28 protein-coding genes and 1 pseudogene are annotated in these 26,258 nt (G+C 68.5%); 11 read left to right on the top strand and 18 right to left on the bottom strand.

What is annotated here, in order from left to right:
- Both ACWELQ_RS06090 and ACWELQ_RS06085 read right to left on the bottom strand, forming a co-directional pair.
- Positions 1-54, bottom strand: a 54-nt coding sequence (locus ACWELQ_RS06090; protein ID WP_452395932.1) for a DUF397 domain-containing protein, incomplete at its 3' end; no start/stop codon positions are given.
- Positions 55-143: 89 nt separating this feature from the next.
- Positions 144-893: pseudogene (locus tag ACWELQ_RS06085) on the bottom strand (SDR family NAD(P)-dependent oxidoreductase); the annotation flags it as partial.
- 43 nt (positions 894-936) lie between these two features.
- Here ACWELQ_RS06085 and ACWELQ_RS06080 point away from each other — a divergent pair.
- Entirely contained in the window at positions 937-1,800 is an 864-nt protein-coding gene (locus ACWELQ_RS06080; RefSeq protein ID WP_452395929.1) for a hypothetical protein, read from the top strand.
- Here ACWELQ_RS06080 and ACWELQ_RS06075 read toward each other — a convergent pair.
- Complete coding sequence (locus ACWELQ_RS06075) at positions 1,745-3,241, bottom strand: MFS transporter (protein WP_452395928.1); 1,497 nt, start codon at positions 3,239-3,241, stop codon at positions 1,745-1,747. The genes ACWELQ_RS06080 and ACWELQ_RS06075 overlap by 56 nt on opposite strands.
- A gap of 146 nt (positions 3,242-3,387) precedes the next feature.
- On the opposite strand from ACWELQ_RS06075, the gene ACWELQ_RS06070 reads away from it, so the two are divergent.
- Entirely contained in the window at positions 3,388-4,056 is a 669-nt protein-coding gene (locus ACWELQ_RS06070) for a TetR/AcrR family transcriptional regulator (protein WP_452395927.1), read from the top strand.
- A gap of 125 nt (positions 4,057-4,181) precedes the next feature.
- Positions 4,182-4,958 (top strand): VOC family protein, encoded by a 777-nt coding sequence (locus tag ACWELQ_RS06065; protein WP_452395926.1) that lies wholly within the window; start codon positions 4,182-4,184, stop codon positions 4,956-4,958.
- Between the two features lie 51 nt (positions 4,959-5,009).
- Here the strand turns inward: ACWELQ_RS06065 and ACWELQ_RS06060 are convergent, their stop codons facing one another.
- Both ACWELQ_RS06060 and ACWELQ_RS06055 read right to left on the bottom strand, forming a co-directional pair.
- Positions 5,010-5,438, bottom strand: a complete 429-nt coding sequence (locus ACWELQ_RS06060) for a YchJ family protein (protein WP_452395925.1) — start codon at positions 5,436-5,438, stop codon at positions 5,010-5,012.
- Positions 5,439-5,467: 29 nt separating this feature from the next.
- Positions 5,468-5,875: a nuclear transport factor 2 family protein gene (locus ACWELQ_RS06055; RefSeq protein WP_452395924.1), complete on the bottom strand. Its 408-nt coding sequence runs from the start codon at positions 5,873-5,875 to the stop codon at positions 5,468-5,470.
- A gap of 60 nt (positions 5,876-5,935) precedes the next feature.
- Between ACWELQ_RS06055 and ACWELQ_RS06050 the strand changes: the two genes are divergently transcribed.
- Entirely contained in the window at positions 5,936-6,532 is a 597-nt protein-coding gene (locus ACWELQ_RS06050; protein WP_452395923.1) for a PadR family transcriptional regulator, read from the top strand.
- A 21-nt stretch (positions 6,533-6,553) separates the two neighbouring features.
- On the opposite strand, the gene ACWELQ_RS06045 is transcribed toward ACWELQ_RS06050, so the two are convergent.
- The 3 genes from ACWELQ_RS06045 to ACWELQ_RS06035 form a co-directional block, all read right to left on the bottom strand.
- The gene (locus ACWELQ_RS06045) at positions 6,554-6,814 is read right to left on the bottom strand and encodes a hypothetical protein (protein ID WP_452395922.1); all 261 of its coding nucleotides are present in this window, start codon (positions 6,812-6,814) and stop codon (positions 6,554-6,556) included.
- Between the two features lie 117 nt (positions 6,815-6,931).
- Entirely contained in the window at positions 6,932-7,603 is a 672-nt protein-coding gene (locus ACWELQ_RS06040) for an O-methyltransferase (protein WP_452395921.1), read from the bottom strand.
- Positions 7,604-7,668: 65 nt separating this feature from the next.
- Positions 7,669-8,796: an amidohydrolase family protein gene (locus tag ACWELQ_RS06035; protein ID WP_452395920.1), complete on the bottom strand. Its 1,128-nt coding sequence runs from the start codon at positions 8,794-8,796 to the stop codon at positions 7,669-7,671.
- An 89-nt stretch (positions 8,797-8,885) separates the two neighbouring features.
- On the opposite strand from ACWELQ_RS06035, the gene ACWELQ_RS06030 reads away from it, so the two are divergent.
- The gene (locus ACWELQ_RS06030) at positions 8,886-9,527 is read left to right on the top strand and encodes a TetR/AcrR family transcriptional regulator (protein ID WP_452395919.1); all 642 of its coding nucleotides are present in this window, start codon (positions 8,886-8,888) and stop codon (positions 9,525-9,527) included.
- Positions 9,528-9,532: 5 nt separating this feature from the next.
- Here ACWELQ_RS06030 and dmpG read toward each other — a convergent pair whose 3' ends face one another.
- The 10 genes from dmpG to ACWELQ_RS05980 form a co-directional block, all read right to left on the bottom strand.
- Positions 9,533-10,543, bottom strand: coding sequence for a 4-hydroxy-2-oxovalerate aldolase (gene dmpG / locus ACWELQ_RS06025; protein ID WP_452395918.1), 1,011 nt, complete (start codon positions 10,541-10,543; stop codon positions 9,533-9,535).
- Positions 10,540-11,502 (bottom strand): acetaldehyde dehydrogenase (acetylating), encoded by a 963-nt coding sequence (locus ACWELQ_RS06020; protein WP_452395917.1) that lies wholly within the window; start codon positions 11,500-11,502, stop codon positions 10,540-10,542. The genes dmpG and ACWELQ_RS06020 overlap by 4 nt, the downstream gene beginning before the upstream one ends.
- The gene (locus ACWELQ_RS06015) at positions 11,499-12,314 is read right to left on the bottom strand and encodes a 2-keto-4-pentenoate hydratase (protein ID WP_452395916.1); all 816 of its coding nucleotides are present in this window, start codon (positions 12,312-12,314) and stop codon (positions 11,499-11,501) included. Before ACWELQ_RS06015 ends, ACWELQ_RS06020 begins: the two co-directional genes overlap by 4 nt.
- Positions 12,311-14,176, bottom strand: coding sequence for a bifunctional 3-(3-hydroxy-phenyl)propionate/3-hydroxycinnamic acid hydroxylase MhpA (mhpA, locus tag ACWELQ_RS06010; protein ID WP_452395915.1), 1,866 nt, complete (start codon positions 14,174-14,176; stop codon positions 12,311-12,313). The genes ACWELQ_RS06015 and mhpA overlap by 4 nt, the downstream gene beginning before the upstream one ends.
- Entirely contained in the window at positions 14,173-15,180 is a 1,008-nt protein-coding gene (locus ACWELQ_RS06005; protein ID WP_452395931.1) for a VOC family protein, read from the bottom strand. The genes mhpA and ACWELQ_RS06005 overlap by 4 nt, the downstream gene beginning before the upstream one ends.
- Positions 15,181-15,192: 12 nt before the next feature.
- Positions 15,193-16,044: an alpha/beta fold hydrolase gene (locus ACWELQ_RS06000; RefSeq protein ID WP_452395930.1), complete on the bottom strand. Its 852-nt coding sequence runs from the start codon at positions 16,042-16,044 to the stop codon at positions 15,193-15,195.
- 167 nt (positions 16,045-16,211) lie between these two features.
- Positions 16,212-17,933, bottom strand: a complete 1,722-nt coding sequence (locus tag ACWELQ_RS05995; protein WP_452395914.1) for an urease subunit alpha — start codon at positions 17,931-17,933, stop codon at positions 16,212-16,214.
- Positions 17,933-18,244, bottom strand: a complete 312-nt coding sequence (locus ACWELQ_RS05990; RefSeq protein WP_452395913.1) for an urease subunit beta — start codon at positions 18,242-18,244, stop codon at positions 17,933-17,935. Before ACWELQ_RS05990 ends, ACWELQ_RS05995 begins: the two co-directional genes overlap by 1 nt.
- A 5-nt stretch (positions 18,245-18,249) precedes the next feature.
- Complete coding sequence (locus ACWELQ_RS05985; protein WP_120735792.1) at positions 18,250-18,552, bottom strand: urease subunit gamma; 303 nt, start codon at positions 18,550-18,552, stop codon at positions 18,250-18,252.
- A 94-nt stretch (positions 18,553-18,646) separates the two neighbouring features.
- Positions 18,647-19,090 carry a PaaI family thioesterase gene (locus ACWELQ_RS05980; RefSeq protein WP_452395912.1) on the bottom strand — a complete coding sequence of 148 codons (444 nt, stop codon included), beginning with the start codon at positions 19,088-19,090 and terminating at the stop codon, positions 18,647-18,649.
- Positions 19,091-19,349: 259 nt separating this feature from the next.
- Between ACWELQ_RS05980 and ACWELQ_RS05975 the strand changes: the two genes are divergently transcribed.
- From ACWELQ_RS05975 to ACWELQ_RS05950, 6 genes are all read left to right on the top strand, one after another.
- Entirely contained in the window at positions 19,350-19,859 is a 510-nt protein-coding gene (locus tag ACWELQ_RS05975) for a nucleoside deaminase (protein ID WP_452395911.1), read from the top strand.
- A gap of 103 nt (positions 19,860-19,962) precedes the next feature.
- Positions 19,963-20,358 carry a hypothetical protein gene (locus tag ACWELQ_RS05970; RefSeq protein ID WP_452395910.1) on the top strand — a complete coding sequence of 132 codons (396 nt, stop codon included), beginning with the start codon at positions 19,963-19,965 and terminating at the stop codon, positions 20,356-20,358.
- 147 nt (positions 20,359-20,505) lie between these two features.
- Positions 20,506-20,706, top strand: a complete 201-nt coding sequence (locus ACWELQ_RS05965) for a three-helix bundle dimerization domain-containing protein (protein ID WP_452395909.1) — start codon at positions 20,506-20,508, stop codon at positions 20,704-20,706.
- Positions 20,707-20,711: 5 nt separating this feature from the next.
- Positions 20,712-21,503 carry an aldose epimerase family protein gene (locus ACWELQ_RS05960; RefSeq protein WP_452395908.1) on the top strand — a complete coding sequence of 264 codons (792 nt, stop codon included), beginning with the start codon at positions 20,712-20,714 and terminating at the stop codon, positions 21,501-21,503.
- A 135-nt stretch (positions 21,504-21,638) separates the two neighbouring features.
- Entirely contained in the window at positions 21,639-25,346 is a 3,708-nt protein-coding gene (locus ACWELQ_RS05955) for a nitrate reductase subunit alpha (protein ID WP_452395907.1), read from the top strand.
- A partial coding sequence (locus ACWELQ_RS05950; protein ID WP_452395906.1) for a 4Fe-4S dicluster domain-containing protein occupies positions 25,346-26,258 on the top strand: 913 nt, incomplete at its 3' end. The genes ACWELQ_RS05955 and ACWELQ_RS05950, both read left to right, overlap by 1 nt.

Genomic DNA, 26,258 nt, shown 5'->3' with positions numbered 1-26,258 from the left:
GGCGGGGCCGGTTGGGTTCTTGGAGTCGCGGATACCCACGCCGCCGTCGGCCAGCCAGGCGACCTCGACACATTCAGAGTTTCCTGCGCTTCGGGCGCGCTCATGCGGGTGTGCACCAGCGGCATGTACACCGACGTGGTGGTGACACCGTCCGCGGCGATCTCGGTGGCGACCGTGCGCAACCAGATGTCGAAGGCCCCCTTGGACGCACCGTAGGCCGACCAGCGTGGGGCGGGCGGCATGCGCAGGCCCCAGGTGGAGATGTTGACGATGTGCCCGCGGCCGCGTTCGCGCATGCTCGGCAGCAGGGTCAGCAGCAGCCGGACCGGACCGAGGTAGTTGACGTCGATGGTGCGGGTGAAATCGTGGAAGCGATCATAGGATTCGTCGAGCGGCCTTCGAATCGAGCGGCCCGCGTTGTTGATCACCACATCCACCCGGCCGTGCTCGGCCAGCAGGGCCTGACCGAGTTCGGCGACGGCCTCGAATTCGGTGATGTCGGAGACATACACGTGCGCGGCGCCGCCCGCCGCGCGAATATCCGCGGCCACCGCCTCCAGGTCCGCGGCGGAGCGCGCGACCAGCAGCATGGTCGCACCCGCCGCGCCCAGCTTCTTGGCCGCCGCCTTGCCGATGCCGTGGGACGCGCCGGTCACCAGGACGACGGTGTCGGAGACGGCCTCGCGCAAGGCTTTCTCGCGTGGTCGTGAGGTCGGATAGAAAATGCGGGTCGCCACGCGCTCGGCGAGCGGGCGGCCGTTGGACCCGGACTCGTTCGTTTCGTCTTCATCGGGACTGTTCGGAGCATCGTGCTCAGCCACGCCTCCGAGCGTAACCGGCGGCGCGGTACGCGAACGGGAACTGAGTGGAAATACCCTGGCCGCGAACCGCATTCCCGGGCAAGGATGGGAGCCGGTATTTCGGGGGAAGGACAGCATGACCACACAAGCGCCGGAACAGGCGACACCGCAACACGTCTCGATCGGGGGGTGGATCGCCCGGGGATTGGTCCTGGTGGTCTTCGTGCCACCGCGCCTGCTCTGGGAGGCGATCAAGGCGATACCGCGCCTGCTCGCCGCGGCCTTCCGGCTGTTCGACGAGCATCTGGCGAAGCCGCTGGCGATCTTGTTCCGGGACTGGATCTTCCGCCCGCTGCGCAACTTCGTGCGCAACTACCTGTGGCATCTGCTCATCCAGCAACTGCTCTTCGGCGTGATCCTCACCCCGCTGGGCGCGTTCCTGCTGGCATATCTGCTGCGCCCGATCCAGCACGCCATCGAGGACTGGCTGTGGCGACGCGTGCTGAAACCGGGCATTCGCTGGGTGTTCGAGCATCTGGTGGAACCCGTGGGCGAGGCGATCCGGTGGCTCGTCACCGCGGCCGTGAAATGGCTCGTCGTCATGCCCGTGCGATGGCTGATCGTCATCCCGGCCTCGGAACTCTGGCGTCGCGTCCTCCGCCCCGGCGGCCGCTGGTTCCTGCATGCGGTGCTGGAACCGCTCCTCTACGGGTTGATCGTCTGGCCGTCGCACCAACTGTGGCGATGGATCCTGCGCCCGCTACTGCTCGCGCTCGCCGCGGTGGTGGTGTTCGGCTGGAAGCTGGCCACCACCGTCGTCGACGTGACGGTGGTGGCGCCCTGCCGCTGGCTGAATCGGGCTGTCCTGCAACCGTTGTTCGTGGCGATCGCCCGGGCTTGGCGGGCGATGGCCGCGCCGGTGGCCCGGGCCTATCGGACGGTGATCATGCCGTGGCGGACTCGGATCGCCGAGGTGTGGACGCTGATTTTCGGCCGCTGAAGTAGGCGATCACCGCCATGCCCGCGAGCAGCACCGCGCCCGCGGTGGTGGCGACATGCATGCCGGTGACGAAGGAGGCACGCGCCGCGTCGATCTGGGCAGTATCGCCCCCGGCCTCGGCGATGGTCTCGCCCAGGGTCGGGCCGAAGTCGCCGCCGGAGCGGAACACCAGCGCCGCCAGCGATCCCAGCAGCGCCAGGCCCAGTCCGTTGCCCAGTTCGAAGCTGGTCTCGGAGATGCCGACCGCCGAGCCGGCCCGCTCGGGCGGGACCGAGGACACCGCCACCTCCGACACCAGCGTGAACGCGATGCCGAAGCCCGCGCCCGCCACCACGGATCCCGCGATGTACCAGCCGATTCCACCGTCCACGCCGACCCCGAGCAGCATCAGGTTGCCCACCGCGGCCATGCCGAGCGCGAGCACGAAGGTGGTCTTGGTGCCCAGTGCCCGACCGATCCGCGCGCCGCTCATGGAGAACACGAACACCACCACGGCCCCGGGAATCCCGAGCAGCGCCGATTGCAGGGCGTCACGACCGGTGACGGTTTGCAGATACATGCTGGTCAGGTAGCTCATCCCGGCCAGGGCCAGCATGCCCACCGTGCTCGAGCCGATGGCCACCGAGAACAGTCCGCGCCGGAACAGGCTCAGGTCCAGCAGCGGTTCGGCCAGATGCCGCTGCCGCCGGATGAAGGCGGTCAGCAGCAGCACGCCGAGGATCCCGATGCCGACCGAGGGCAGGTCGAATCCTTCGGCCGCGCAATGCTTGATGGCGTAGACGATCGGCAGGATGCCGCCGATGGACAGCAGCACGCTGGCCCAATCGAGGGGTCCGCGCCCGGCCGCGCGATGCTCCGGCAGCAGCAGCGGCCCGAAGACCAGCAGCACCAGCAGCACCGGCGTATTGATCAGGAACACCGAACCCCACCAGAAGTGGTGCAGCAGCACGCCGCCGATGATCGGCCCGACCGCCGAGCCGCCCGCGAAGAACGCCGTCCACACGCCGATGGCGGTGGCCCGGGCCCGGTCGTTCGGGAAGAGGGTGGAGATCAGGGCCAGGCTCGAGGGCAGCAGCGTCGCGCCGCCCATACCCATGAGCGCGCGGGCCGCGATGAGCACGCCGGCGCTGGGCGCGAAGGCCGCCAGCACCGAGGCGATCCCGAACACGGTGGCCCCGGCCAGCAGGATATTGCGACGCCCGATCCGGTCGCCCACATTGCCCATGGTGATGAGCAGACCCGCGATCATGAAGCCGTAGATGTCGAGAATCCAGAGCTGTTGCGTGGCCGAGGGATCCAGGCTCTGGGTCAAGGTCGGCATGGCCAGGTAGAGCACCGACATGTCCATCGATACCAGCAGGACCGGCAGCAGCAGCACGGCCAGTCCGGCCCAGGCGCGGCGCGGCGTCTTCGCGTCGGGGCGCGCGAGGGTACTCGTCATGACCTATCCTTCGGCTGGTTTGGTGCGGACAATGCTTGCTTTGGTACGGACATTGCTTCGTTCGACTCACGAGCCGCGCGTACGGCGTACGCGCGACAACGGGTACAGTGTACGCATACCGGTGCGGGAAGGAAACAATTCGTCCGATGACCGAGGCCAAGCTCACCCGGGCCGCCATTGTCGACACCGCCATCACCCTGGCCGACGAGTCCGGGCTCGACGCCCTGTCCATGCGGCGCATCGCCGAACGCATGAACGCGGGGGCCATGTCGCTCTACCGGCACATCCCCAACAAGGACACCCTGCTCGCCGCAATGACCGATGAGGTCTCGCGCCGCAACCCTTATCCGGACGCCACCGGTCAGCAGTGGACCTGGCGCGACCGGGTGCGCATCGCCGCCGAGGTGGATTGGCGGCTCTACCAGGAACATCCGTGGGTGCTGTTCACCTTCGCAGTGCCGCGCTACAACTTCGGCGAGCACAGCCTGATCGTGCTGAGCTGGCTGGTCGAGGGCTTCCTGGAGCTGAATGTCGACACCCGCGAGGCCACCCGCATGTCGCTGTCGGTGTGGAGTTACATCGCCGGGGTCGCCCTACAGCAGGTGAGCGTGCGATTGCTCCAGGGCCGTGACAGTAACACCGACGAGCGTTCCGGCCTGACCGCTCTGCTCGACGGCGACCCGCACTGGCCGACGCCGCCCGCGCTGGCCGCGCTCGAAGGTTCCGGTGATGCCTCGCTGCTGCATCCGGAGCACCTGCTCGAATCCGGGCTCGACGCGCTCTGCGCGGGCTTCGAGGCGCGCACCGCCCGCTGATCGGCTCGAATCGGCCCGGCGGGCACCGATGAATCCACCGGAACGGCATCGTCTGCATGTTTGCGGGCGTTGCGTCACCGCAGCGTCTGCGCATGCGCATCGACCGATCCGAACGAGGAGACGATATGCCCGCCGACCCCATCCCCGGCACCCCCCGCTGGTTCGACGTCACCGCCCCCGACATTCCGGCCACCGCCGATTTCTACACCGCGCTGTTCGGCTGGACGGCCACCGATCTCGGCCCCGAGGCGGGCCACTACACGCTGCTGTCACAGGATGATGCCCAGGTGGCGGGCATCGTCTCCGCCGAAAACCCCGACGGCACGGTCAAACCCGCGGTCTGGCTGCCGTATTTCACGGTCACCGACACCAAGTCGACGGTGACCGCCGCGGTCGAGGCAGGGGCGCGGGTCTTCGTGCCGCCGACGGATGTGTTCGGGCGCTTGGAGTTCGCCATCCTCACCGACCCGGACGGCGCGCCCTACGGCGTCTCGCGTCCGTTCACCGATCCGGGCACCGAGCGGTGGGCGCAGGTGAACAACCCGATGTGGGTCCAGTACGCGGCGGTCCGCACTCCCGCCGACGCCATGGCCCATTACGCAGAGGTGCTGGGCCTGACCTATCGCAATGCCGCGTGGGAGACCGCGACCGAGAACGCCTATCAGGCGCTGTCCGCGCCCGGCACCGGCGAATTCGGCGGCGCGCTGCGCGCCGGGCCCGGCGAACCGGCCCCGTTCTGGTCGATGGTCATCCGGGTGGCCGACGCGGATGCCGTCGCCGAGCGCGCGGTCACGCTGGGCGGCAAGGTCGTGCAGGAACCGCACGACAATCCCGGACCGTCGCGGCTGGCGGTACTCGCGGATCCGGCGGGCGCGGTCTTCGCGATCATGGCCGTCGGCTGATCAGTTCCGCGCTTCAGTTCTCGATGTCCGCTTCAGTCCTCGATGTCCGCTTCAGTTCTCGATGTCACCGTCGAGGTAGACCCACGCGCCCTGGTCGCGGCGGAATCGGCTGCGCTCGTGCAGTTCTCCCGCCGCGCCCCCGGCGCGGTAGTGGGCCCGGAATTCCACCGTGCCCGCGGTGTGGAAGGGCCCGCCGCCGCTGGTGTCGAGGATCTCGAGCCGCTCCCAGCGCAGGGCCGGGTCGAAATCCACGTCGGCGGGCCGGGTTTCGGGGTCCCAGCTGCGCAGCAGATACGCCTCGTCGCCGACGGCGAAGGCGCTGAAGCGGGAGCGCATGAGCTGTTCGGCCGTGCTCGCCGCCGCCTCGCCGCGATGCAGCCGACCGCAGCATTCCGCGTAGGTCGCGGGCAGACCGCACGGGCAGCGCTCGGGGAGCGGCGGCGAGACGGTGCGGCGGGCGTTGGTGCGGCGCTTGGACATGGCCTAGAGCCTAGAAGCCGCGCCCGGCCTCACGCGTAGAAGCTGCGCCCGACGAGTCCGCCGGACACCGACCACACCTCGATGATCCGCCCGTCGGCGAACTTCAGGATGTCGGTGCCGCTGAGGTCGCGCAGCACCGCGCCGTCCGGGCCGACGACCCGCGCGCCGTAGGGCCGGGCGATGAATCCGGTTCGGGCGTCGGTCATCTCGACGACCGGCTCGCCCTGGGAGCGGAATTCCAGGCCGGGCCGTTCGCCCCGGAACTTGTCGATGGCGGCCGCGAAGGCGGCCGGGGTGTGGATGTCGTCGTAGCTCTCCGCGCCGGGCTGGGCGTAGCGGAGGGTGAATTCCGCGGCCATAATCTCGTCGGTCAGGGCGAGGTCGCCGTTCCACATGGCCGTCCAGCGCTCGAACAGGTCGATGGCGTAGTCGCGCATCTCAACTCCAATAGTCTCATTGATACCGTATGACGGAGACCAATGTATAGTCTCAGCGATATGGTGTCAACCGCAGGCAGCGCTGCGCCGATCGAAAGGGGTTGCCGGATGGCCGAACTCGGCCCGCAGGACCACATCGTGCTGGGCCTCATCGCCAGGCACGGTCCGCTGACCCCCTACGACCTCAAGGTTCGCCTCGAGGAGAGCGTCGACATGTTCTGGCCGATCCCGCACGCCCAGCTCTACCGGGTGCCGCCACGACTGGCCGAACAGGGCCTGTTGCGCGAGGAGGCCGAGGAGGGCGGCCGCCGGCGCCGCGTCTTCCATCTCACCGACGCCGGTCGCGCCGAACTCGCGCGCTGGCTCGGCGATCCGGCCGCGGCGCAGCCGGAGACCCGCGATCCGGCGCAGTTGAAACTGTTCTTCGCCGATCTGGGCGCGCCCGGGGATGTGGCGGCGCTGGCCCGCAATCAGGCCGCCGAGCACCGGCATTGGCTGGAGAAGTATCGCGAGCTGTACGAGGGGATCGATCCCGAGGATCGGGTGCGCGCGGTCTCGCGGGCGCGGCTGCTGCGCCTGGGCATCATGCACGAGCAGGCGTATGTGGACTACTGGGAGGAGCTGGCCGCCGATCCCGGGCGCGGTCCCGGTGCGTGAGAGTGATTGCCCAGCAGTCGGTTACGAGGCGCGCCCGGCAGGGGCGACCGTCACCGAGGCGGAGACGTTGGCCCGCTGATCCGGGTCGGTATCGGCGGATCCCGGGTGCTCGCCGCGATAGAGAACGACCGCCAGCACCCCCACCATGGCGACCAGCGCGGCGACCGGGGCGATCACGAAGGCACCGTGGCGCAGTCGCGCGAGCGTCCCGGGAGCCGGGGCAGCTTCCTGCGGGGCCATGAAAGCGGGCGGCGGGAAGGTCGGGCCGTACGGATCGTTCATCTGTACGACCGTATTGTTCGACCCCACCCAATGCCAAGCAAACTTTTGGCAACCATGCCGAATTAGGATGAGCTGAGTAGTGTTTACCCAGCTCATACCCGGTAAGTGACCTCCGACTCAGTCGTCGTCGCCCAGCACGACCGCGTAAGCGAGCCCGTCCCAACCCTTTCCGCCAACCGTCTGCAACACCGTGCCCTCCAGGCGCGGCTCGGCCCCGATCAATTCGATGACCTCGCGGCTGGCGCGCACCGCGGCGTCCGCCGAATCGGCGTCCGCGATGCCGCCGTTGCGCACCACGTTGTCGACGATGATGACCGAGCCCGGCCGGGTCAGCCGCAGCGCCCACCGCACGTAGTTCGAGTTGTTGACCTTGTCGGCGTCGATGAACACCAGGTCGAAGGGTTCGGGCTGTTCATCGGCCAGCACCGGCAGGGTGTCCAGCGCCGCGCCGACCCGGATCTCCACCCGCTCCCCCACGCCCGCGCGGTCCAGATTCGCCCGCGCCACCTCGGCGTGCTTGGGCTCGAATTCGAGGGTCACCACCTGCCCGGACTTGCCGACGGCCCGCGCCAGCCAGGTGGTGCTGTACCCGCCGAGCGTGCCGATCTCGAGCACGCGGCGCGCCCGTACGGATTTCGCGATCAGGTACAGGAACTTGCCCTGCGGCGGGGAGACGTCGATGGCGGGCAGCCCCGCCGCGGCGTTCGCCGCGAAGGTCTCCGAATCCCCGTCTCCCACCAGGGTTTCGACAAGATAGCGGTCAACTTCGGCCCACTCGGAACTCGTCATGACCCCACTCTGCCACCGTCTGCGGCACACTCCCAGCGTTGTACTCGAGCCGAGAGATTTCGCACTCAGCCGTCGACCGCGTCGGCCAGGCGGGGCAGTTGCCGCAGCGGATTGTGGTGTTCGATCTCCATGCGCTGCTCGGCGTCGAAGAGGTCGCTGAGTCCGGGGGCCGGATCGTGGGAACCGCTCTGTGGCAGGGTGAGCGCGCTGAAGGGCCAGTCGGAGCCGAACACGATGTGGTCGCGCGAGGTCACCTGCAGCACGCTCGCCATGGCGGCGGCCGAACCGCTGAGCGCGGTGTCGTAGTAGAAGCGCGAGATCTGTTCGCGGGTGTCCAGGATCGACGGTTTCGGCAGGTCGGCGGGCCAGAGCTGACCGAGCACCGATTGCGAGGCGACGGAGATCCGGTGCGAGAGGAACGGCACGGTGCCGCCCGCGTGGGCGAGCTGGAAGCGAATGTCCGGATAGCGCTGGGTCATTCCGGTGACCATCATCATGGTGGCCGCCCGGGTGGTGTCGAAGGTGAACTCCTCGAGGAAGTCCGGCAGCGGCAATCCGGGTTTGGCGTTGCCGGGGATGGCGGCCGGATGCACGAAAACGTAGGCGCGACGCTGGTTGAGGGCGATCATGAGCGGTTCGAAGCGCGGGTCGCCGAGATAGACGCCGTCGTAGGCGGACAGCAGGATGATCCCGTCGAGGTGCAGTTCGTCGAGGGCGTAGAGGGCTTCGGCGATCGAGGCCGCGATATCGGGCATGGGCAGGACCGCGAACGCGCCGAAGCGCTTCGGGTTCGAGGCGAACAGTCCTGCGGCATAGGTGTTGCAGTAGCGGGCCATATCGGCCGCTTCCTTGCCGCCGAGGAACGACACACCCGGATCCGACACCGAAAGCGCCTGTGCCTGAATGCCGTAATAGTCCATGAACGCCAGTGCCTGCTCGGGCGACCAGTCCGGCGTCGGATAGCCGCCGATGGTGAGGTGGCCGTGTTCGAGCAGCGCGGCGCGGTAGTCCGGCGGCAGGAAGTGGGCGTGCAGGTCGATGCGGTAGGTGCCGGTCGGCGCGGGCTGCTGGGCGCGGGCGGTGGGTCCGCCGGGCATCGCGGCCGCGGCGAGGCCGAACGCACCGGCCAGACCGCCGCCCAGGGCGCTGCGGCGGGTGAGGACGGTTCGGGAATCCGGACGGAAGTGGGTCACGGCGTTCGCCTTTCGATCATGATCGAAATCGCTTCTGATATTTTCATCAGAGACGATTCAAGTGACGGTTTCGAGGGAGTGAGGAGCCGATGACGGCAGAGACGCAGGGGACGGGCACCCGGACCGACCGCAGGCGCGAACGCACCCGCAACGCGCTGCTCGGCGCGGCCCGGAAGTTCCTGTCGGAGGGGCGTTCCGCGGTCAGCATCCAGGAGATCACCGACGCCGCGGATATCGGATTCGGGTCGTTCTACAACCACTTCAAGTCCAAGGACGAGCTTTTCGACGAGGTGGTGCGTTCGACACTGGGCATCTACAGCGAACTGCGCGACTCGATCGTGGCCCGCTACAGCGACCCGGCCGAGGTCTTCGCGGTCAGCTTCCGCATGACCGGACGGCTGCAACGCCAACTGCCCGAAGCGGTCCGGGTGATCCTGAACTCGGGCACCTCGATCCTGTTGCGGGACGAGGGCCTGGCCCCGCGCGCCCGCCACGACATCCTGGCCGCGCAGCAGGCAGGCCGCTTCGAGCCGATGGACGCGGATATGGCGGTGATGGCGGCGGGCGGTGCGCTGCTGGGGTTGCTGCAACTGCTCGACGCGCGCCCGGACGCGGACGCGGGCGCGCTCACCGATGAGATGACCTTCCACGTGCTGCGCATGTTCGGGATGACCAAGCGCGCGGCCGAGCAGCTCACCACCGCGGAGTTGCCGCCGCAGCCGCAGCTCTGAGCCCGTCATCGCCGGTCGGCCACCAGGTCGAGGGCGATATCGGTGAGCAGGTCCTCCTGGCCGCCGACCAGGCGGCGGCGTCCCGCCTCCACCAGCAGCGCGCGGACGTCGATTCCGTAGGTCGCGGAGGCCCTTTCGGCATGCCGCAGGAAGCTCGAGTAGACGCCCGCGTAGCCGAGGGTGAGGGTTTCGCGGTCCACCTGGACCGGGCGGTCGAGCAGCGGCCGGATCAGGTCGTCGGCCGCGTCGGTGAGCGCGTCGAGGTCGGCGGCGTGCTGCCAGCCCGTCAGGTCGGCGACCGCCACGAACGCCTCGAGGGGCGTATTGCCTGCTCCCGCACCGAGACCCGCCAGCGACGCGTCCACCCGGGTCACGCCTTCCTCCACCGCCACCACACTGTTGGCGACCGCGAGGGACAGATTCTGGTGGGCGTGGATGCCGATCTCGGTGTCGTCGCCGAGCACCCGGCGGTAGGCGCGGACCCGGTCACGGACATCCGCCATGGTGAGTCGCCCGCCCGAGTCGGTCACGTAGACACAGTGCGCGCCATAGGATTCCATCATTCGCGCCTGCTCGGCGAGCCCGTCGGGGTCGTTGAGGTGGCTCATCATGAGGAAGCCGGAGACGTCCATCCCGAGTTCGCGGGCGCACGTGATGTGCTGGGCGGCGATGTCGGCCTCGGTGCAGTGGGTGGCGATCCGCACCGAGCGCACGCCGAGGTCGTGGGCGCGGCGCAGATCGGCGATCGTGCCGATGCCGGGCAGCAGCAGCGTGGTCAGCCGGGCCTGGGTGAGCACGCCCGCGGCGGCCTCGAGCCATTCCCAATCCGTGTGACTGCCAGGGCCGTAGGTGAGGCTGCCACCGTGCAGGCCGTCACCGTGGGCGACCTCGATGGCGTCCACCCCGGCCGCGTCCAGGGCCGCCGCGACGGTGGCGACCGTGGCGGGGGTGAGGCGGTGCCGCAGTGCGTGCATGCCGTCGCGCAGGGTCACGTCCTGCAGGAATACGCGGGTCATCGGACCGGCTCCGGGGTCGGCGCGGCCGGATTCGCGGCCGCGGCAAGGCATTCGGCCACCCGCAGTGCGGCCGAGGTCATGATGTCGAGGTTTCCGGCGTAGGCGGGAAGGTAGTGGGCCGCGCCCTCCACCTCGAGGAACACCGACACCTGATGGGTGACCGGTGCCGCCCCGGTGAGGGTGCGCAGGGCCGCGTCCGGGGCCAGTGGGGTGATCTGCACGTCCTGTTTGAGCCGATAGCCGGGCACGTAGGCGGCCACGTCGGCGACTATGGCCGCGATCGATTCCCGCACGGCCGCTTCGTGTTCGGAGTCCGGGTCGTGGATCAGCGTCAGCACGGTGTCGCGCATGACCAGCGGCGGTTCGGCCGGATTGAGCACGATGATCGCCCGCCCGCGGGCCGCACCGCCCACGACTTCGAGGGCGCGCGCGGTGGTTTCGGTGAACTCGTCGATATTCGCGCGGGTGCCGGGTCCGGCGGATTTCGACGCGATCGAGGCCACGATCTCGGCATAGGGCACCGCGGTGACCCGGGAGATCGCGGCCACGATCGGAACCGTCGCCTGCCCGCCGCAGGTGACCATGTTGATGTCGGCGGCCTCGAGGTGCACGGCCAGATTCACCGCCGGGACCACGAACGGGCCGATCGCGGCCGGGGTAAGGTCGATGAGCCGCTTGCCGTAGGGCGCGAGCGCGACCGAATTGGCCTGGTGCGCACTGGCTGACGTGGCATCGAAGACGAGGTCGATCTCCTCGAACCCCGGCATGGCGATCAATCCCGCCACCCCGTCGGCGGTGGTCGGCACTCCCAGCCGCGCCGCCCGCGCCAGCCCGTCCGACGCCGGATCGATGCCCACCATGGCGGCCATCTCCAGCGTCTCCGACAACCGCAGCACCTTGATCATCAGATCGGTGCCGATATTGCCCGACCCGATCACCGCGACCTTGGTTCGGCTCATCGCTCCTCCAGAATGAAATCGACGGCACCGAGCAGTCCGGTGCTACTGAACAATTCGGACCGCACCCGGTCACCGGGGTGCAGCGGGACCATCGGCCCGAGCGCCCCGGACAGCACGATCTCCCCCGCCCGCAGCGGATCCCCCAGGTCGCGGGCGGTGCGCGCCAGCCAGGCCAGCGCTTCGAGCGGATCACCGAGACAGTCGGAACCCGTTCCGGTGGATACGATCTCGCCGTTCACGGTCATCTCCATCGCGATCTCGCGCGGCTCGAACTCGCCGAGCGGCAACCGCTCGGCACCCAGCGCGAACCATCCGCTGGACGCGTTGTCGGCGACGGTGTCGGCAAAGCTGATGTCCCAGTCCGCGATCCGGCTGTCCACGATCTCCAGCGCGGGTACGGCGTAGTCCACGGCCGCCCGCACCGTCACCGCGTCGACGCGGTCCGCCGCGAGATCCGCGCCGAGCACGAAGGCCAGCTCCGCCTCGATCCTGGGTTGCAGCAACCGAGGCCGGTCCCCCACCGGGGTTCGACCGGCATCCATATCGCCGAAGAGCACCCCGAAGTCCGGCTGCCCCACCCCGAGCTGCCGCTGCACGGCAACCGAGGTGAGCCCGATCTTGCGCCCCACCACCTGCGCCCCGGCCAGCAATCGATCACGAACGCCATGGCGCTGCACCGCGTACGCCATACCGATGTCATCCGCACCGATAAGCCCCCGCACCGGCTCTCCCGGTTGACCGGAGGCCGCCGCCCGGGTCAGCCGCGCCGCCGCCTCCCGCACCCGCGGACCATCGATCAAGTCCGAACTCATCGCGCCTCCTCTACATCGCTGTTCCTGTCCATCGCGCCGTGGGCAGGGCTACCGCTGTCCAGCGACCGAAACCCGCCCGCCTGCACCGGATCCTGGCCGGCGGCGCGCCGGGATGAAGCGGCGAGCGGCTCCGCGGCGGAGGAGGACGACTGTGTGCCGTCGCCGCCGGCCAAGTCGGGCTGCGATCGCCGCCCCGTCGGTCCGTGTAGCCGGGTGCGGAGCTCAGCGACGAGGGCGGCGGCGTGTTCCGGCTTGCCGCTGCCGAATACGAACCGGTCGGGCCGCAGCAGGGTCAAGTCACCCTCCCGCACACCACCTTTGGCAAGCCACGTGGTCAGCGCGCCCGTGTGGTCCTCGATGTCGATGTGGTCGTCGTCGCGCACGTCCGCCGTGCGACACCGCGGCCGCCCGCCCAACGGAAAGACCGTGACGAATCGGATGTTCAAGGCGCGCAGGGTTGTCAATTCCTCGGCGGACAGTCCGGCCCGCGGGTCGACGGTGTGGCCGAGTAGCGCGAAGTTCAGGCCGAGCGCTTCATCCAGGCGGATGATACGGCCGTCGTGGGTGCGGACTTCTGGTTGGGGCGCGAGCGTCCCCTCGATGCCGCGCCATCCGCGTCGCGGCAGGCCCACGTAGGCGCCGCGCCGGAAGCGCGGGGGCGGTTTCATTTTCGCGGCGCGGATCCAGCCGCCCAGGCCGGGGACGCGCACGGCCGCCGCGAGGCTCAGGTCGCGGGCGGCGGCCAGGATCGGGTTGCCGAGGGAGACCAGGTGTTTGTTGAACACCGACAGGTCGATCATGGCCTTGGCGTGGGGACGGCGTTCGGCTTCGTAGCTGTCCAGGATGCGTGGGTCGGCACCGTGTCTGAGGATGGCGGCCAGTTTCCAGGAGAGGTTGTCGGCGTCGCGGACGCCGGAATTCATGCCCTGGCCGATGAATTGGGGTGTCATGTGGGCGGCGTCGCCCGCGAGCAGCACCCGGCCGTCGCGCCAGCGGTCGGCGATCACGGCATTGAAGGTGTAGACGAGTCTGCGCAGCACCTCGACCTGGTCCGGATCGACGAAGCGGGCGATGTGGCGGCGGACGGTGTCCGGGTCCTCCATCTCGGCCTTGGTCTGGGTGTCGGTCAGCATGAATTCGAAGCGGTGGTGCCCGCCGGGTTGGGGGCAGGACACGATGGGCAGGCCGGGGTCGCAGACGAAGTCGAAGTAGGGCAGGTGCCGGAAGGCGTCGACGCCGTCGCGGCTCTTCAGGTCGACCACCAGCCAGCGTTCGGGAAAGCTGGTGCCGCTCATGCCGATCCCGAGTTTCGTGCGGACCACGCTGCGGCCGCCGTCGCAGCCGACGAGGAATCCGGCCCGCACGCGTTCGACGGTCGCGGGATCGGTCTGCGGTGCGCCGCTGCCGTATCCGGTGCCGGCGCACGCCGCGTGTTCGACGGTCACGCCGTCCGCGTCCTGGCTGAAGTCCAGGACTTCGCGCCCGCGTCGCACCGTGACGTGTGGATACCGGTCGAGCGCCCGCTCGAGCCCGGTCTCCAAGTAGGGCTGATACAGGAAGTTCACGATCGGCCAGCCGAGCGGCCGTGCCGTGCTGTGGAACTGCACGAGCACCCGCCCGTCGCCGCGCACCCACTGCACGGTGGAGTCGACGTTCATCTCAGCCGCCAGTTCGTCGGCGACTCCGGCGGTTTGGAAGATCCGCATCCCCTCGTCGTCGGTGTAGACGGCGCGGGCCATGCCGTAGAACTCCGGTTCGCGTTCGAGCACGAGCACCCGCACGCCGCGTCGTCCGAGCAGATTGGCCAGGGTCAGGCCGGTGGGTCCGAGGCCGACGATCACGACCTCGTAGTCGGTGGTCACGAGCGTCCTCCGGTGAGTTGTGGGACGGTGATCTCGGGTGTGGCGGCGCTGCGCAGAGCTTGACGGAACTGCCCGAACTTGGTCAGCACGGTCTCCCCGACCGCGCTGTGCCCCCACACGCTGATGCCGCGATACGTCGATGGCTCCCAGGTCGATTCGAGTTCGGGCCCGATCACCACGGGGTTCCAGCCGACCTCGAGTTCGAATCCGGACGGGGTGACGCAGTAGAACGACAGTTCCCGATCATTGGTGTGCTGCCCGACCGACCACTGCATGCGGAAGCCCTGCGCGGTCACGCGCTCGAACGCCGCGAGCATGTCGTCGAGGGTCGCGGACTGGATGTTGATGTGCTGCACCCGGGTGCGCAGGGGATCGATCCGGAGTCCGCGGATATTGGCGATGGCGATCGAGTGATGCCGCTCGTTGACCCGCAGGAACCGGATCTTCATCCGCAACCCGGAGATGTTCTCGTCGATGTAGTCGGTGAGCCGGGAGTCGAAGACGGTTCGGTAGTAGTCGCGCATAGCCTCCGGTGCGCGCGACACGATGGCCACGTGCCCCAGCCCGGCCTCGCCGGTCACCCAACCGCTGCTGAGCATGCGCAGCGGCCGCGCGGTGGTGACGGGCCGGGTGAAGATCTCCTGCGCAATGCCTTTCGGCCCGGCGAACCGCCACAAGCGTTCGACGCCGCGCACCGCCGCGTCCTCGACGCTGCCCTCGGCGACGGGCACCCCGCGCCCGGTCAGCCGGGCCAGGATGCGATCGAACGTCTCGTGGTCGTCGACCTGCCAGCCCAGCGCGGTGACGTCCTCGGCGGGACCGCGCTGGATCAGGAATCGGCAGCTGTGCTCATCGAGCCGGAAACGCAGTGCGCCGCCGTCGACCTCGTCGACGTGCAGGCCGATGGCGTCCGCGCCGAAACGCCGCCATTCCGCACGCCGATTCGACTGCACCACCACATATCCCAGGTGGACCGCGCCGAAAACCGACCCGGTGCTCAGCAACTCGCTCACGGCTCAGCCCTCGAGAAACGCGACGGCGAGAGTGTTGAACAGCTCCGCGCGCTCCCACTGCACCCAGTGCCCGGTCTTGGCGGCCACGTACAGATCGCAGTCGGGCATGGCGCGGGTCAGCATCGGCCCGCCGTCCGGCCGGTTGACCTTGTCGTCGGCACCCCAGATCACCAGGGTCGGGTGGGACACGGTGCGCAGCCGCGGATCCCGGGTGAAGTCCATGCGCCACAGCGTGCGCAGTGCCAGCGGTCCGGAGGGGCGGCGCAGCGGCGGATTCGCGACCACCGCGGGGTCGATACTGGCCTGATAGCGCTGCTCGATGAGTTCCTCGGGCACGGAATCGCCGTCGTAGACCAGGTAGTCGCGGATGAAGCGGCGAATCTTGTCCCGGCTCGGCCCTTCTCCCCGGTAGTAGTCGAGCAGCGCGGTGAGCCCGGCCGTCGGCAGCGCCCGCGTGGAACCGATCCCGCCGGGTCCCATCAACACCATTCGCCCGACCCGCGCGGGCGCTTCGATGGCCAGCCGCAGCGCCGCCGCGCCGCCGTAGGAGTTGCCGACCAGATGCGCGGACTCGACCTCGAGTTCGTCCAGCAGCCCGGCCATCGACCGTGCGAGATATCCGAACGGGTCGGACTGGTCGATCCACTTCTCCGACCGCCCGTACCCGGGCAGGTCCGGCACGATCACCCGGAACCGCCGCGCGAAGGCCGCGACATTGCGCGAGTAGTTCGCCAGCCCGCTCGCGCCGGGCCCGCCGCCGTGCAGCAGCACCACCGCCGGTCCGGATCCGGTTTCGCCGACGTGGATCTCGCGTCCGCCTACGCGAACCGTCCGCTCGACGACGCTCTCGCCGATGCTCGTCACAGCCACCTCCATGCCCGTTGTTGATGAAATCATCAATTACGATCATTTCCCTTGTCAAGGAGAAAATGATGAAACCATCAGAAATGGGGGTCGGTCTGCGAGCACACGAAAAACGCCGATGCCCTGCGGGGCATCGGCGTTGTCGGGAGCGGGTCAGGTCAGAACAGGAAGTACCGCTGTGCCATCGGCAGTTCGGTGGCGGGTTGTTCGGCCCACACCTCGCCGTCGATGCGGACCGTGAACGTGTCCGGATCCACCTCGATGCGGGGCATGGCGTCGTTGTTGGGCATATCGGCCTTGGTGCGACGGCGAACATTGGCCACCGGCACCAGTTTCCGGTTCACCCGCAGCCGATTCGCCAGCCCGTCCTCGATGGCCTGCTCGGACACGAAGTGCAGCGAAGTCCCAGCAGCGACAGTCGGGGCAGCCCCGAACATGGGACGCGGCAGCACCGGCTGCGGTGTCGGAATCGAGGCGTTGGCGTCACCCATGGCAGCCCAGGCGATCGCGCCACCCTTGAGCACCGCGTGCGGGCGGACCCCGAAGAACGCGGGCTCCCACAGCACCAGATCGGCGAGCTTGCCGACCTCGATCGAGCCGATCTCGTGGTCGATGCCATTGGCGACCGCCGGGCAGATGGTGTATTTCGCGACGTAGCGCCGCACCCGGTTGTTGTCGGCGGCCCCGTCGCCGGGCAGCGCGCCGCGACGGCGCTTCATGACGTGCGCGGTCTGCCAGGTGCGCATCACCACCTCGCCGATGCGGCCCATGGCCTGCGCGTCGGAGCCTATCATGGAGATCGCGCCCAGATCGTGCAGCAGATCCTCGGCGGCGATGGTCGAGGGGCGAATCCGGCTCTCCGCGAAGGCCAGATCCTCCGGGATCGACGGGCTCAGGTGATGGCACACCATGAGCATGTCGAGATGCTCGTCGAGGGTGTTGACGGTGTGCGGCCGGGTCGGGTTGGTGGAACTCGGCAGCACGTTGAGATACGAAGCGACGGTGATGATGTCGGGTGCGTGCCCGCCGCCCGCGCCCTCGGTGTGATACGAGTGGATGGCCCGGCCGCGAATCGCCGCCAGGGTGTCCTCCACGAATCCGGCCTCGTTCAACGTGTCCGAGTGCAGCGCCACCTGCACGCCGGAGGCGTCGGCGACATTCAGGCAGTGGTCGATGGCCGCCGGGGTGGTGCCCCAGTCCTCGTGCAGCTTGAAACCACCCGCGCCGCCGCGCAACTGCTCCCACAGCGCGTCCTCGCGCACGGTATTGCCCTTGCCCAGCAGCAGGATATTGACCGGCCAGGCGTCGGTGGCCTCCAGCATGCGGGCCAGATGCCAGGAGCCGGGGGTGACGGTGGTGGCCTTGGAGCCCTCCGCCGGACCGGTGCCGCCGCCGACCAACGTGGTGATACCGCCGGCCATGGCCTCGTCGAGGATCTGCGGGCAGATGAAGTGCACGTGGCAGTCGATGGCGCCCGCGGTGACGATGCGGCCGTTGCCCGCGATGATCTCCGTCGAGGGCCCGACCACCAGGTCCGGATGCACCCCGTTCATGGTGTCCGGGTTGCCCGCCTTGCCGATGGCGGTGATGCGGCCGTCGCGAATACCGATGTCGGCCTTGATGATTCCCCAGTAATCGACGATCACCACGCCGGTGATGACGGTGTCGGGGGTGCCTTCGGCGCGGGTGGCGCGGGCCTGACCCATGGATTCGCGCAGCACTTTTCCGCCACCGAAGACGGCCTCGTCACCCGCGAGACCCGGTCCGCCGCAGCGGTCCTCGGTGATCTCGATGAGCAGATCGGTGTCCGCCAGCCGGATTCGGTCGCCGACGGTGGGCCCGAACAGTTCGGCGTAGCGGGCACGGGACAGTTCGGCCATCAGGCATCCAGCTTTCCGGGTGGGGTGAGGCTGATTCCGTGCACTTCGCGGCTGCCGCCCAGCGGGACCAGCGAAACCCGCTGGCCCAGGCCGGGTTCGAAGCGCACGGCGGTACCGGCGGGGATGTCGAGGCGGCGGCCGTGGGCGGCGGCGCGGTCGAACTCCAGCGCGGCGTTGGCCTGCGGGAAGTGCACGTGCGAGCCGACCTGTACGGGTCGGTCACCGGTGTTCAGGACATCCAGTTCGATGCGGTCGGCACCGGCGTTGAGTTCGACGGTGCCCTCGGCACAGAGATATTCACCAGGAATCATGGCCGTCATCCGATCGGGTGGTGGACGGTGACGAGCTTGGTGCCGTCCGGGAAGGTGGCCTCGATCTGGACGTCGTGGATCATCTCCGGAATGCCGTCCATGACGTCGTCACGGGTGAGGACGGTCCGTCCCGACGCCATCAACTCCGCGACGGTGCGGCCGTCGCGTGCCCCCTCGAGCACGTGATCGGTGATGATCGCGATCGCTTCCGGGTGATTGAGTTTGAGTCCACGGGCCTGCCGCCGCCGGGCCAACTCGGCCGCGTAACTCAGCAGCAGGCGCTCCTGCTCGTGCGGCGACAGTCGCATTCGGACTCCTCGTCGAATCGCGGGGACGGATCGTCGGCCATTGTGGACGACCCTCGTTACCAGGATGTTTCGGTGATCTACGGCGTACGCGGATTCAGTTCTGCGGGTACAGGTTCTGCAGTCGCACCTGACCGCGGGCGACGGTGCGCCCCTGCTCGTCGGTGATCACCACGACCCACAGCTGCTGCGAGCGCCCCCGATGGATCGGCGTGGAGACACCGGTCAACTTGCCCTCGCGCACCGCGCGCAGGAAGTCGGTGTTGTTGTTGACCCCGACCACCGACCCCCGCTCCCCCAGCCACGCCCCGGCGGCCACGCTGGCCAGCGTCTCGATGACCGTGCAGTACACGCCGCCGTTGACGATCCCGGCCGGCTGGAACTGCTGCGGCGTCACCACCCATTCGGCGGTCACCCCCTCGCCACTGAGTTCGGTGAACTTCAACCCGAGCAGATCGGTGAAGGTGCCCTCGCTGATCTTGTTCATCAGGTCGGGAGTCAGATCCGCCAGGGACTTGATCGAGGAGAAAGGGTCGCTCATCCCTCCACGTTCGCACGCGTGATCACGATACGAAGCGGCGGGCTCCCCCAAACTCGGGGAAGCCCGCCGCGGCAGTGGACCGGGGATCACGGCAGCCCTCCGGATACTCGCTCGGCCCTGACGCCGATCACGAGTGTAGGTCAGGCTTACCTAACAAAGCAAGTCTTTCCCGGAGCCCGCGTTTGCGGCATCGGCGCGGCTGGGGTGTGCTGAGCCGGTCCGGCGAGGCCCGCCGCGCCTTCGAGAAGGAGACCTCCGCATGAGCAGCGCCCCGATCACGGCCACCGTCGCGAGCGAGCGGGATCTCGAGAATCTGCGCGCCGCAATCGCTCTCGCGCGACGCTCACGCGAGCACGGCAATCATCCGTTCGGGGCGCTGCTCGCCGGACCTGACGGCGAGGCGCTCCTCGAGGCCGAGAACACCGTCACCACCGACCGCGATGCGACCGGCCATGCCGAAACGAACCTGGTGCGCCTCGCCACCGCAAGCTACGACCCCGATTTCCTGCGCACCTGCACCCTGATCACCAGCACCGAACCGTGCGCCATGTGCTCGGGAGCCATCTACTGGGGCAATATCGGCCGCGTCGTCTACGCCCTCGGTGAGGACCAGTTGCTGGCCCTCACCGGCGCCGACCCCGAGAACCCCACCATGTCGCTGCCCTGCCGCGTGGTCTTCGCCGCCGGTCAGCGCGAACTGCCCGTCGTCGGGCCGATCGACATCCCGGAGGCCGTCACCGTCCACGAGGGTTTCTGGACCACGACCTGAGGGTCCGGACTGCAACGTTTATGGTCTGATGCGCGATAGAATTGTTCCGCTCGACTAGTCTCGGCGCCAGCCACGCACCGACCGATCCGAGGATGATGCCACGATGAGACAGGCGTTCGACGCTTGGAAGCGAACGATCACGCGCGGCGCCAGCACCCGTGCCATCGCGGAACAACTCGACAGCAACGGGCCCCGGATCAAGCGTCATCTCGAGGAGGCCGATCCTCCGATCGCGGACACGGTGATCGAGCTCGCGCGGGCGTATGGCGCGAACCCGGTCGAGGGTCTCATCGCCGCGGGATTGCTCACGCGCAGCGATGTCGACCATGCCGCGACCAAGGACTCGCTGACCGAGGTCCCGATGCTCCAACTGCTCGAGGAGGCGGTGGCGCGTGAGCGGCGGGCGATCGACCGCCGCAGCTCGAATCCCGTTCCAGCCGAGGAGGAAACGAGCGGCCGCAGGCTCAAGCGCCGCAAGATCGGAGAGGGCCTGTCGTAGACGGTGCCCGTCTGCTCCCGGAAAGGCGTGCGGCACAACGGTGTCCGCGCGGCCTCACCGCTGTGGCAGCGAGTGAAATTCGGGGCATATGGTCCGAACCGGGCGAGTCTTGTTGACTGCCGAGGCACCGGCGAGCAACCATGGTTCATGCCATCATCTGATGAGGTCAGGCAGGTCGAGGAACTGACCGATCGGCTCGCTACGCGGTTTCCGGCAATCAGTACATGGACCATCACCACGGTGGTGCGCGCGACTCATCAGGGCTTCGACGGTCATCCGATCCGCGAGTTCGTGCCGCTGCTGGTCGAGCGGGTCGCGGCACGAAAGCTGGTGTCGGCTATACGCTGAGTGGGATGACTAGCGAGATCACGCTGACCGAGGGCGATGTGACCGTGCGGCTTTCGCCCGGCAACGGCGGACGGATCAGTGGGCTCACCATCGGGGGGACCGAATTCCTCCGGCAGGGTGAGCATTACGGCTCCTTCCCCATGGCACCGTGGTGCGGCCGGTTGCGCGACGGCCGATTCACCGTGGACGGGGTGGGGTATCAGATGCCGTTGACCGCGCCGCCGCACGCGATCCACGGGACCGCCCGCGACGGTGCGTGGGATATCGAGGAGACCTCGCCGACTCACGCCACCATCAGCCGGGCACTCGTTGCGCCGTGGCCTTTCCGGGGCCGGGTCACCCAGCATTTCCGGTTGTCGCGTGATGAGCTAGCACTGCGCATGGAGGTGTCCTCGGACACGGATCGTTTTCCGGCGCAGGCGGGTTGGCATCCGTGGTTCCTGCGGCGACCGACCCCCGACACGACCGCCCGCGTGGACTTCCACCCGGCCTGGCAGGAGCTGCGCGGCCCGGACTACCTGCCCACGGGCGAGCGCATCGCCCCGACCCCGGGACCGTGGGACGACTGCTTCGGCATGCCCGACGGCGTGGACGCCACGATCGAATGGCCCGGCCTGCTGCGGCTGCGAGTCCGAAGCCCCGAGCGCTGGGTCGTGGTCTACGACATGGACCCCGAAGCGGTCTGCGTCGAGGCCCAGTCGGGTCCGCCCGACGGACTCAACACCCTGCCGACCCTCGTCACGCCCGGCGCACCGTTGCGCATCGAGGCGGTCTGGAGCTGGGAAAGGTTGCTCTGAGATCACAAGATCGGCGAGCCAGCACATTGACAGCAATCTTCCGTGTTGTACTCGGATCCGCGGGTCGTCATCCCTGACGATTACCCACACCTGTGCTCATCCAGCGGATGCTGCTGGTGAAAGGGGTTGCGGACGATGGGCGGGACAAACGGGGCCGGTTCCGGGCCCGGTGAAACGGGAGCGCTACTGCTTCGCTCGGCACGCTACTTCCGTCCAGGCAAACCCTCGGCCGACTTGCACAGCGAGGAGATCGTCGGCGGCCGCGCGGGTGATGTGTTCTATCGCGACCGCTGGAGTCACGACAAGATCGTGCACTCCACGCACGGGGTGAACTGCACCGGATCCTGCCGGTGGAAGGTGTACGTCAAGGACGGCATCATCACCTGGGAGACGCAGGCCACCGACTATCCGTCGGTGGGACCCGATCGCCCCGAATACGAGCCGCGCGGATGCCCGCGCGGCGCTTCTTTTTCCTGGTACACCTACTCCCCGACCAGGGTCCGCTACCCGTACGTGCGCGGCGTGCTGCTGGAGATGTACCGCGAGGCGCGCGGTCGCCTCGGCGATCCGGTGCTGGCGTGGGCCGACATTCAGGCCGATCCGCAGCGACGGCAGCGCTATCAGCGGGCGCGCGGCAAGGGCGGGCTGGTGCGCGCGACCTGGGACGAGGCGCTCGAGATCGCCGCCGCCGCGCACGTGCACGCGATCAAGAACTATGGGCCCGACCGGATCGCGGGCTTCTCGCCGATTCCGGCCATGTCGATGGTGTCGCATGCCGCGGGCGCCCGGTTCATGGGTTTGATCGGCGCGCCGATGTTGTCGTTCTACGACTGGTACGCGGATCTGCCCGTCGCCTCCCCGCAGGTGTTCGGCGACCAGACCGACGTACCGGAGTCCGGGGACTGGTGGGACGCGGCCTATCTCATCATGTGGGGCTCGAACGTCCCGGTGACCCGCACCCCGGACGCGCACTGGATGACCGAATCCCGGTATCGCGGGCAGAAAGTCGTGGTCGTCGCCCCCGACTACGCCGACAACGCGAAGTTCGCCGACGAGTGGCTGCACCCGCATCCGGGCACCGATGCCGCGCTGGCCATGGCGATGGGTCACGTGGTGCTCAAGGAATGCTTTGTGGATCAACAGGTCCCGTTCTTCACCGACTACGTCAAGCAGTTCACCGACCTGCCGTTCCTGGTGACGCTGACCGAACGCGACGGCGCGTATGTGCCGGACAAGTTCGTGCGCGCGGCCGATATCGGCGATACCGGCGAGGGCGCGGCCTGGAAGACGGTGCTGCTCGACGAGAAGACCGGCGCGGCCGTCATCCCGAACGGGTCGCTCGGGTTCCGCTGGACCGAATCCGGTGCGGGCAGTTGGAATCTGGATCTCGGTGAGATCGAGCCCGCGCTGTCGCTGCACGGGCAGGGCACGGGCGTCGAGGTGGTGCTGCCGCGCTTCGACACCGACGGCGGCGAGCACGGCCAGGGCCGTGGCGAGACGGTGCGGCGCGGTGTCCCGGCGCGGCGGCTCGGCGATACCGGACCGCTGGTGACCACGGTCTTCGATCTGCTGCTCGCCCAATACGGTGTCGCCCGAGACGGTTTGCCAGGACAGTGGCCGGACTCGTACGCCGACACCGACACTCCCGGCACGCCCGCGTGGGCCGAGCAGATCACCTCGGTCCCCGCCGCGCGCACCGTGAAGATCGCCCGCGAATTCGCCTCGGTCGCCGAGGAATCCAAGGGCCGCTGCATGATCCTCATGGGTGCGGGCACCAATCACTGGTTCCACTCCGAGACGATCTACCGCGCTTTCCTGTCGCTGCTGCTGCTCACCGGCTGTCAGGGCCGCAACGGCGGCGGCTGGGCGCACTATGTCGGGCAGGAGAAGTGCCGTCCGGTGACCGGGTGGGCGACGCTGGCCTCGGCCAACGACTGGTCACGCCCGCCGCGCCAGATGATCGGCACCGCATGGTTCTTCCTCAATACCGACCAGTGGCGCTACGACCAGTTCTCCGCCGATGTGCTGGCCTCGCCGCTGGGCACGGGCCGCTTCGAGGGCATGACCGGCGCCGATGTGCTGGCCCAATCCGCGCGCCTGGGCTGGATGCCGTCCTACCCGACCTTCGACCGCAATCCCCTCGACCTCGTCGACGAGGCGAAGGCCGCCGGTCAGGAACCCGCCGCCTACGTCGTCGACGAATTGCGCAGTGGCCGTCTGCGTTTCGCCAACGAGGACCCCGACGCCCCGCGGAACTGGCCGCGCGTGCTCACCCTGTGGCGATCGAATCTGTTCGGTTCCTCGGCCAAGGGCGCGGAGTACTTCAGCAGGCATCTGCTGGGCACGCATTCCTCGCTGCGCGCGAAAGAGGCCGAGTCGCAGGTGCGTCCGCGTGACGTGGTGTGGCACGAGGAGGCCCCGGAGGGCAAGCTCGACCTGCTGCTGACCCTGGATTTCCGGATGACCTCCTCGACCATGCTCTCGGATGTCGTGCTCCCCGCGGCGACCTGGTACGAGAAGCACGACCTGTCCTCCACCGACATGCACCCGTATGTGCACTCCTTCGCCCCGGCGGTGGATCCGCCGTGGCAGGCGCGCACCGACCACGAGGCGTTCTACGATCTGGCCTCACGGTTCAGCCAGCTGGCGGCCGGGCATCTGGACACCCGCCACGACATCGTGGCGACCCCGTTGCAGCACGACACCGCCGCCGAGACCGCGCAACCGGGCGGCATCGTGCTGGATTGGCGTGCGGGCGAATGCGATCCGATCCCGGGCCAGACCATGCCGGGCCTGGCGGTGGTGGAACGCGACTACACCGCGATCGCCACGAAATTCGCGTCGCTGGGCCCGCTGGCCGACAAGCTCGGGCTGCCGTGCAAGGGCATCATGCTGCACCCCGACGAGGAGATCGACTACCTGCGCGGCATCAACGGCGTGGTGGCCGAGGGCATCGCGGCGGGGCGTCCCGCCCTGGACACCGCGATCAAGGCCGCCAACACCATCCTGGCGCTGTCGGGAACGACCAACGGGCGCTTGGCGGTTCAGGGCTTCGAAACCCTGGAGCGGCGCACCGGCCAGCACATGGCACACCTGGCGTCGGAGAAGGAAGGGGTGCGGATCACCTACGCCGACACCCAGGCCGCCCCGCAACCGGTCATCACCTCCCCGGAGTGGTCGGGCAGCGAGTCCGGCGGCCGCCGGTACGCGCCGTTCACCCTCAACACCGAACACCTCAAGCCGTGGCACACCCTCACCGGCCGGCAGCACTTCTTCGTCGACCACGACTGGATACACGAACTCGGCGAGGCACTGCCGGTGTACCGCCCGCCGCTGGATATGAAGCGGCTCTTCGGCGAACCGGCGCTCGGGCCGGACGGGCAGAAGGAGGTGACCGTCCGCTACCTGACCCCGCACAACAAGTGGTCGATCCACTCCGAGTACCAGGACAACCTGTTCATGCTGTCGCTTTCTCGTGGCGGACAGGCGATCTGGATGTCGGTCGAGGACGCCGAGGCCATCGGCGTCGCCGACAACGACTGGATCGAGGCGGTCAACCGCAACGGCGTCGTGGTGGCGCGCGCCATCGTCTCGCCGCGCATGCCACGCGGGACGGTGTACATGAACCACGCGCAGGAGCGCACCGTGAACGTACCCAAATCCGAGACCGACGGCCGCCGTGGCGGCATCCACAATTCGCTGACCCGGGTCCTGCTCAAGCCCACCCATCTGATCGGCGGCTACGCCCAATTGTCCTGGGCCTTCAACTATTTGGGCCCGACGGGCACGCAGCGTGACGAAGTCACGGTGATCCGCCGCCGCGCCCAGGAGGTGACGTACTGATGCGCGTGATGGCACAGATCGCGATGGTCATGAACCTCGACAAATGCATTGGCTGCCATACGTGTTCGGTCACCTGCAAGCAGACCTGGACCAACCGCCAAGGCATGGAATACGTGTGGTTCAACAATGTCGAGACCCGGCCCGGCCTCGGCTATCCGCGCCGGTACGAGGACCAGGACAAGTGGAAGGGCGGCTGGGAGCTGACCCGCCGCGGCAAGCTGCGCCTCAAGCAGGGGTCGCGGGCGTTCAAGCTGGCCAGCATCTTCTCCAACCCGGTGATGCCCACGCTGCGCGACTATTACGAGCCGTGGACCTACGACTACCGCAACCTCACCGACGCGCCGCTGGGTGACGACTACCCGGTCGCGCCGCCGCGCTCGCTCATCACCGACAAGCCGATGCAGGTGGAGTGGTCGTCGAACTGGGACGACAACCTCGGCGGCGCGGCCGAATTCGGGCCCGAGGACCCGAACGTGGTCAAGATGCGCGAGGAAGTCGGCGAGCGGATCCGCTTCAGCTACGAGCAGAGCTTCATGTTCTACCTGCCGCGCATCTGCGAGCACTGCCTCAATCCGGCGTGCGTGGCCGCCTGCCCGTCGGGTGCGATCTACAAGCGCGCCGAGGACGGCATCGTGCTGGTCGATCAGGATCAGTGCCGCGGCTGGCGGCAGTGCGTGACCGGCTGCCCGTACAAGAAGATCTACTTCAACCATCAGACCGGCAAGGCCGAGAAGTGCACGTTCTGCTATCCGCGCGTGGAGGTCGGGCTGCCGACGGTGTGCTCGGAAACCTGTGTGGGACGACTGCGCTACCTCGGGACGACCTCGATTCCGCGGTCAAGCTCGCCTCCGGCTGCCCCGGCCTCACCTACGGCGGACGCGTGGAGGTCGGCGAACCCGTCGCCATGTGACG

Source organism: Nocardia sp. NPDC004722, assembly GCF_053601505.1.
Note: the sequence above shows the minus strand (reverse complement) of the source record. Positions and strands in the feature narration are given on the sequence as shown.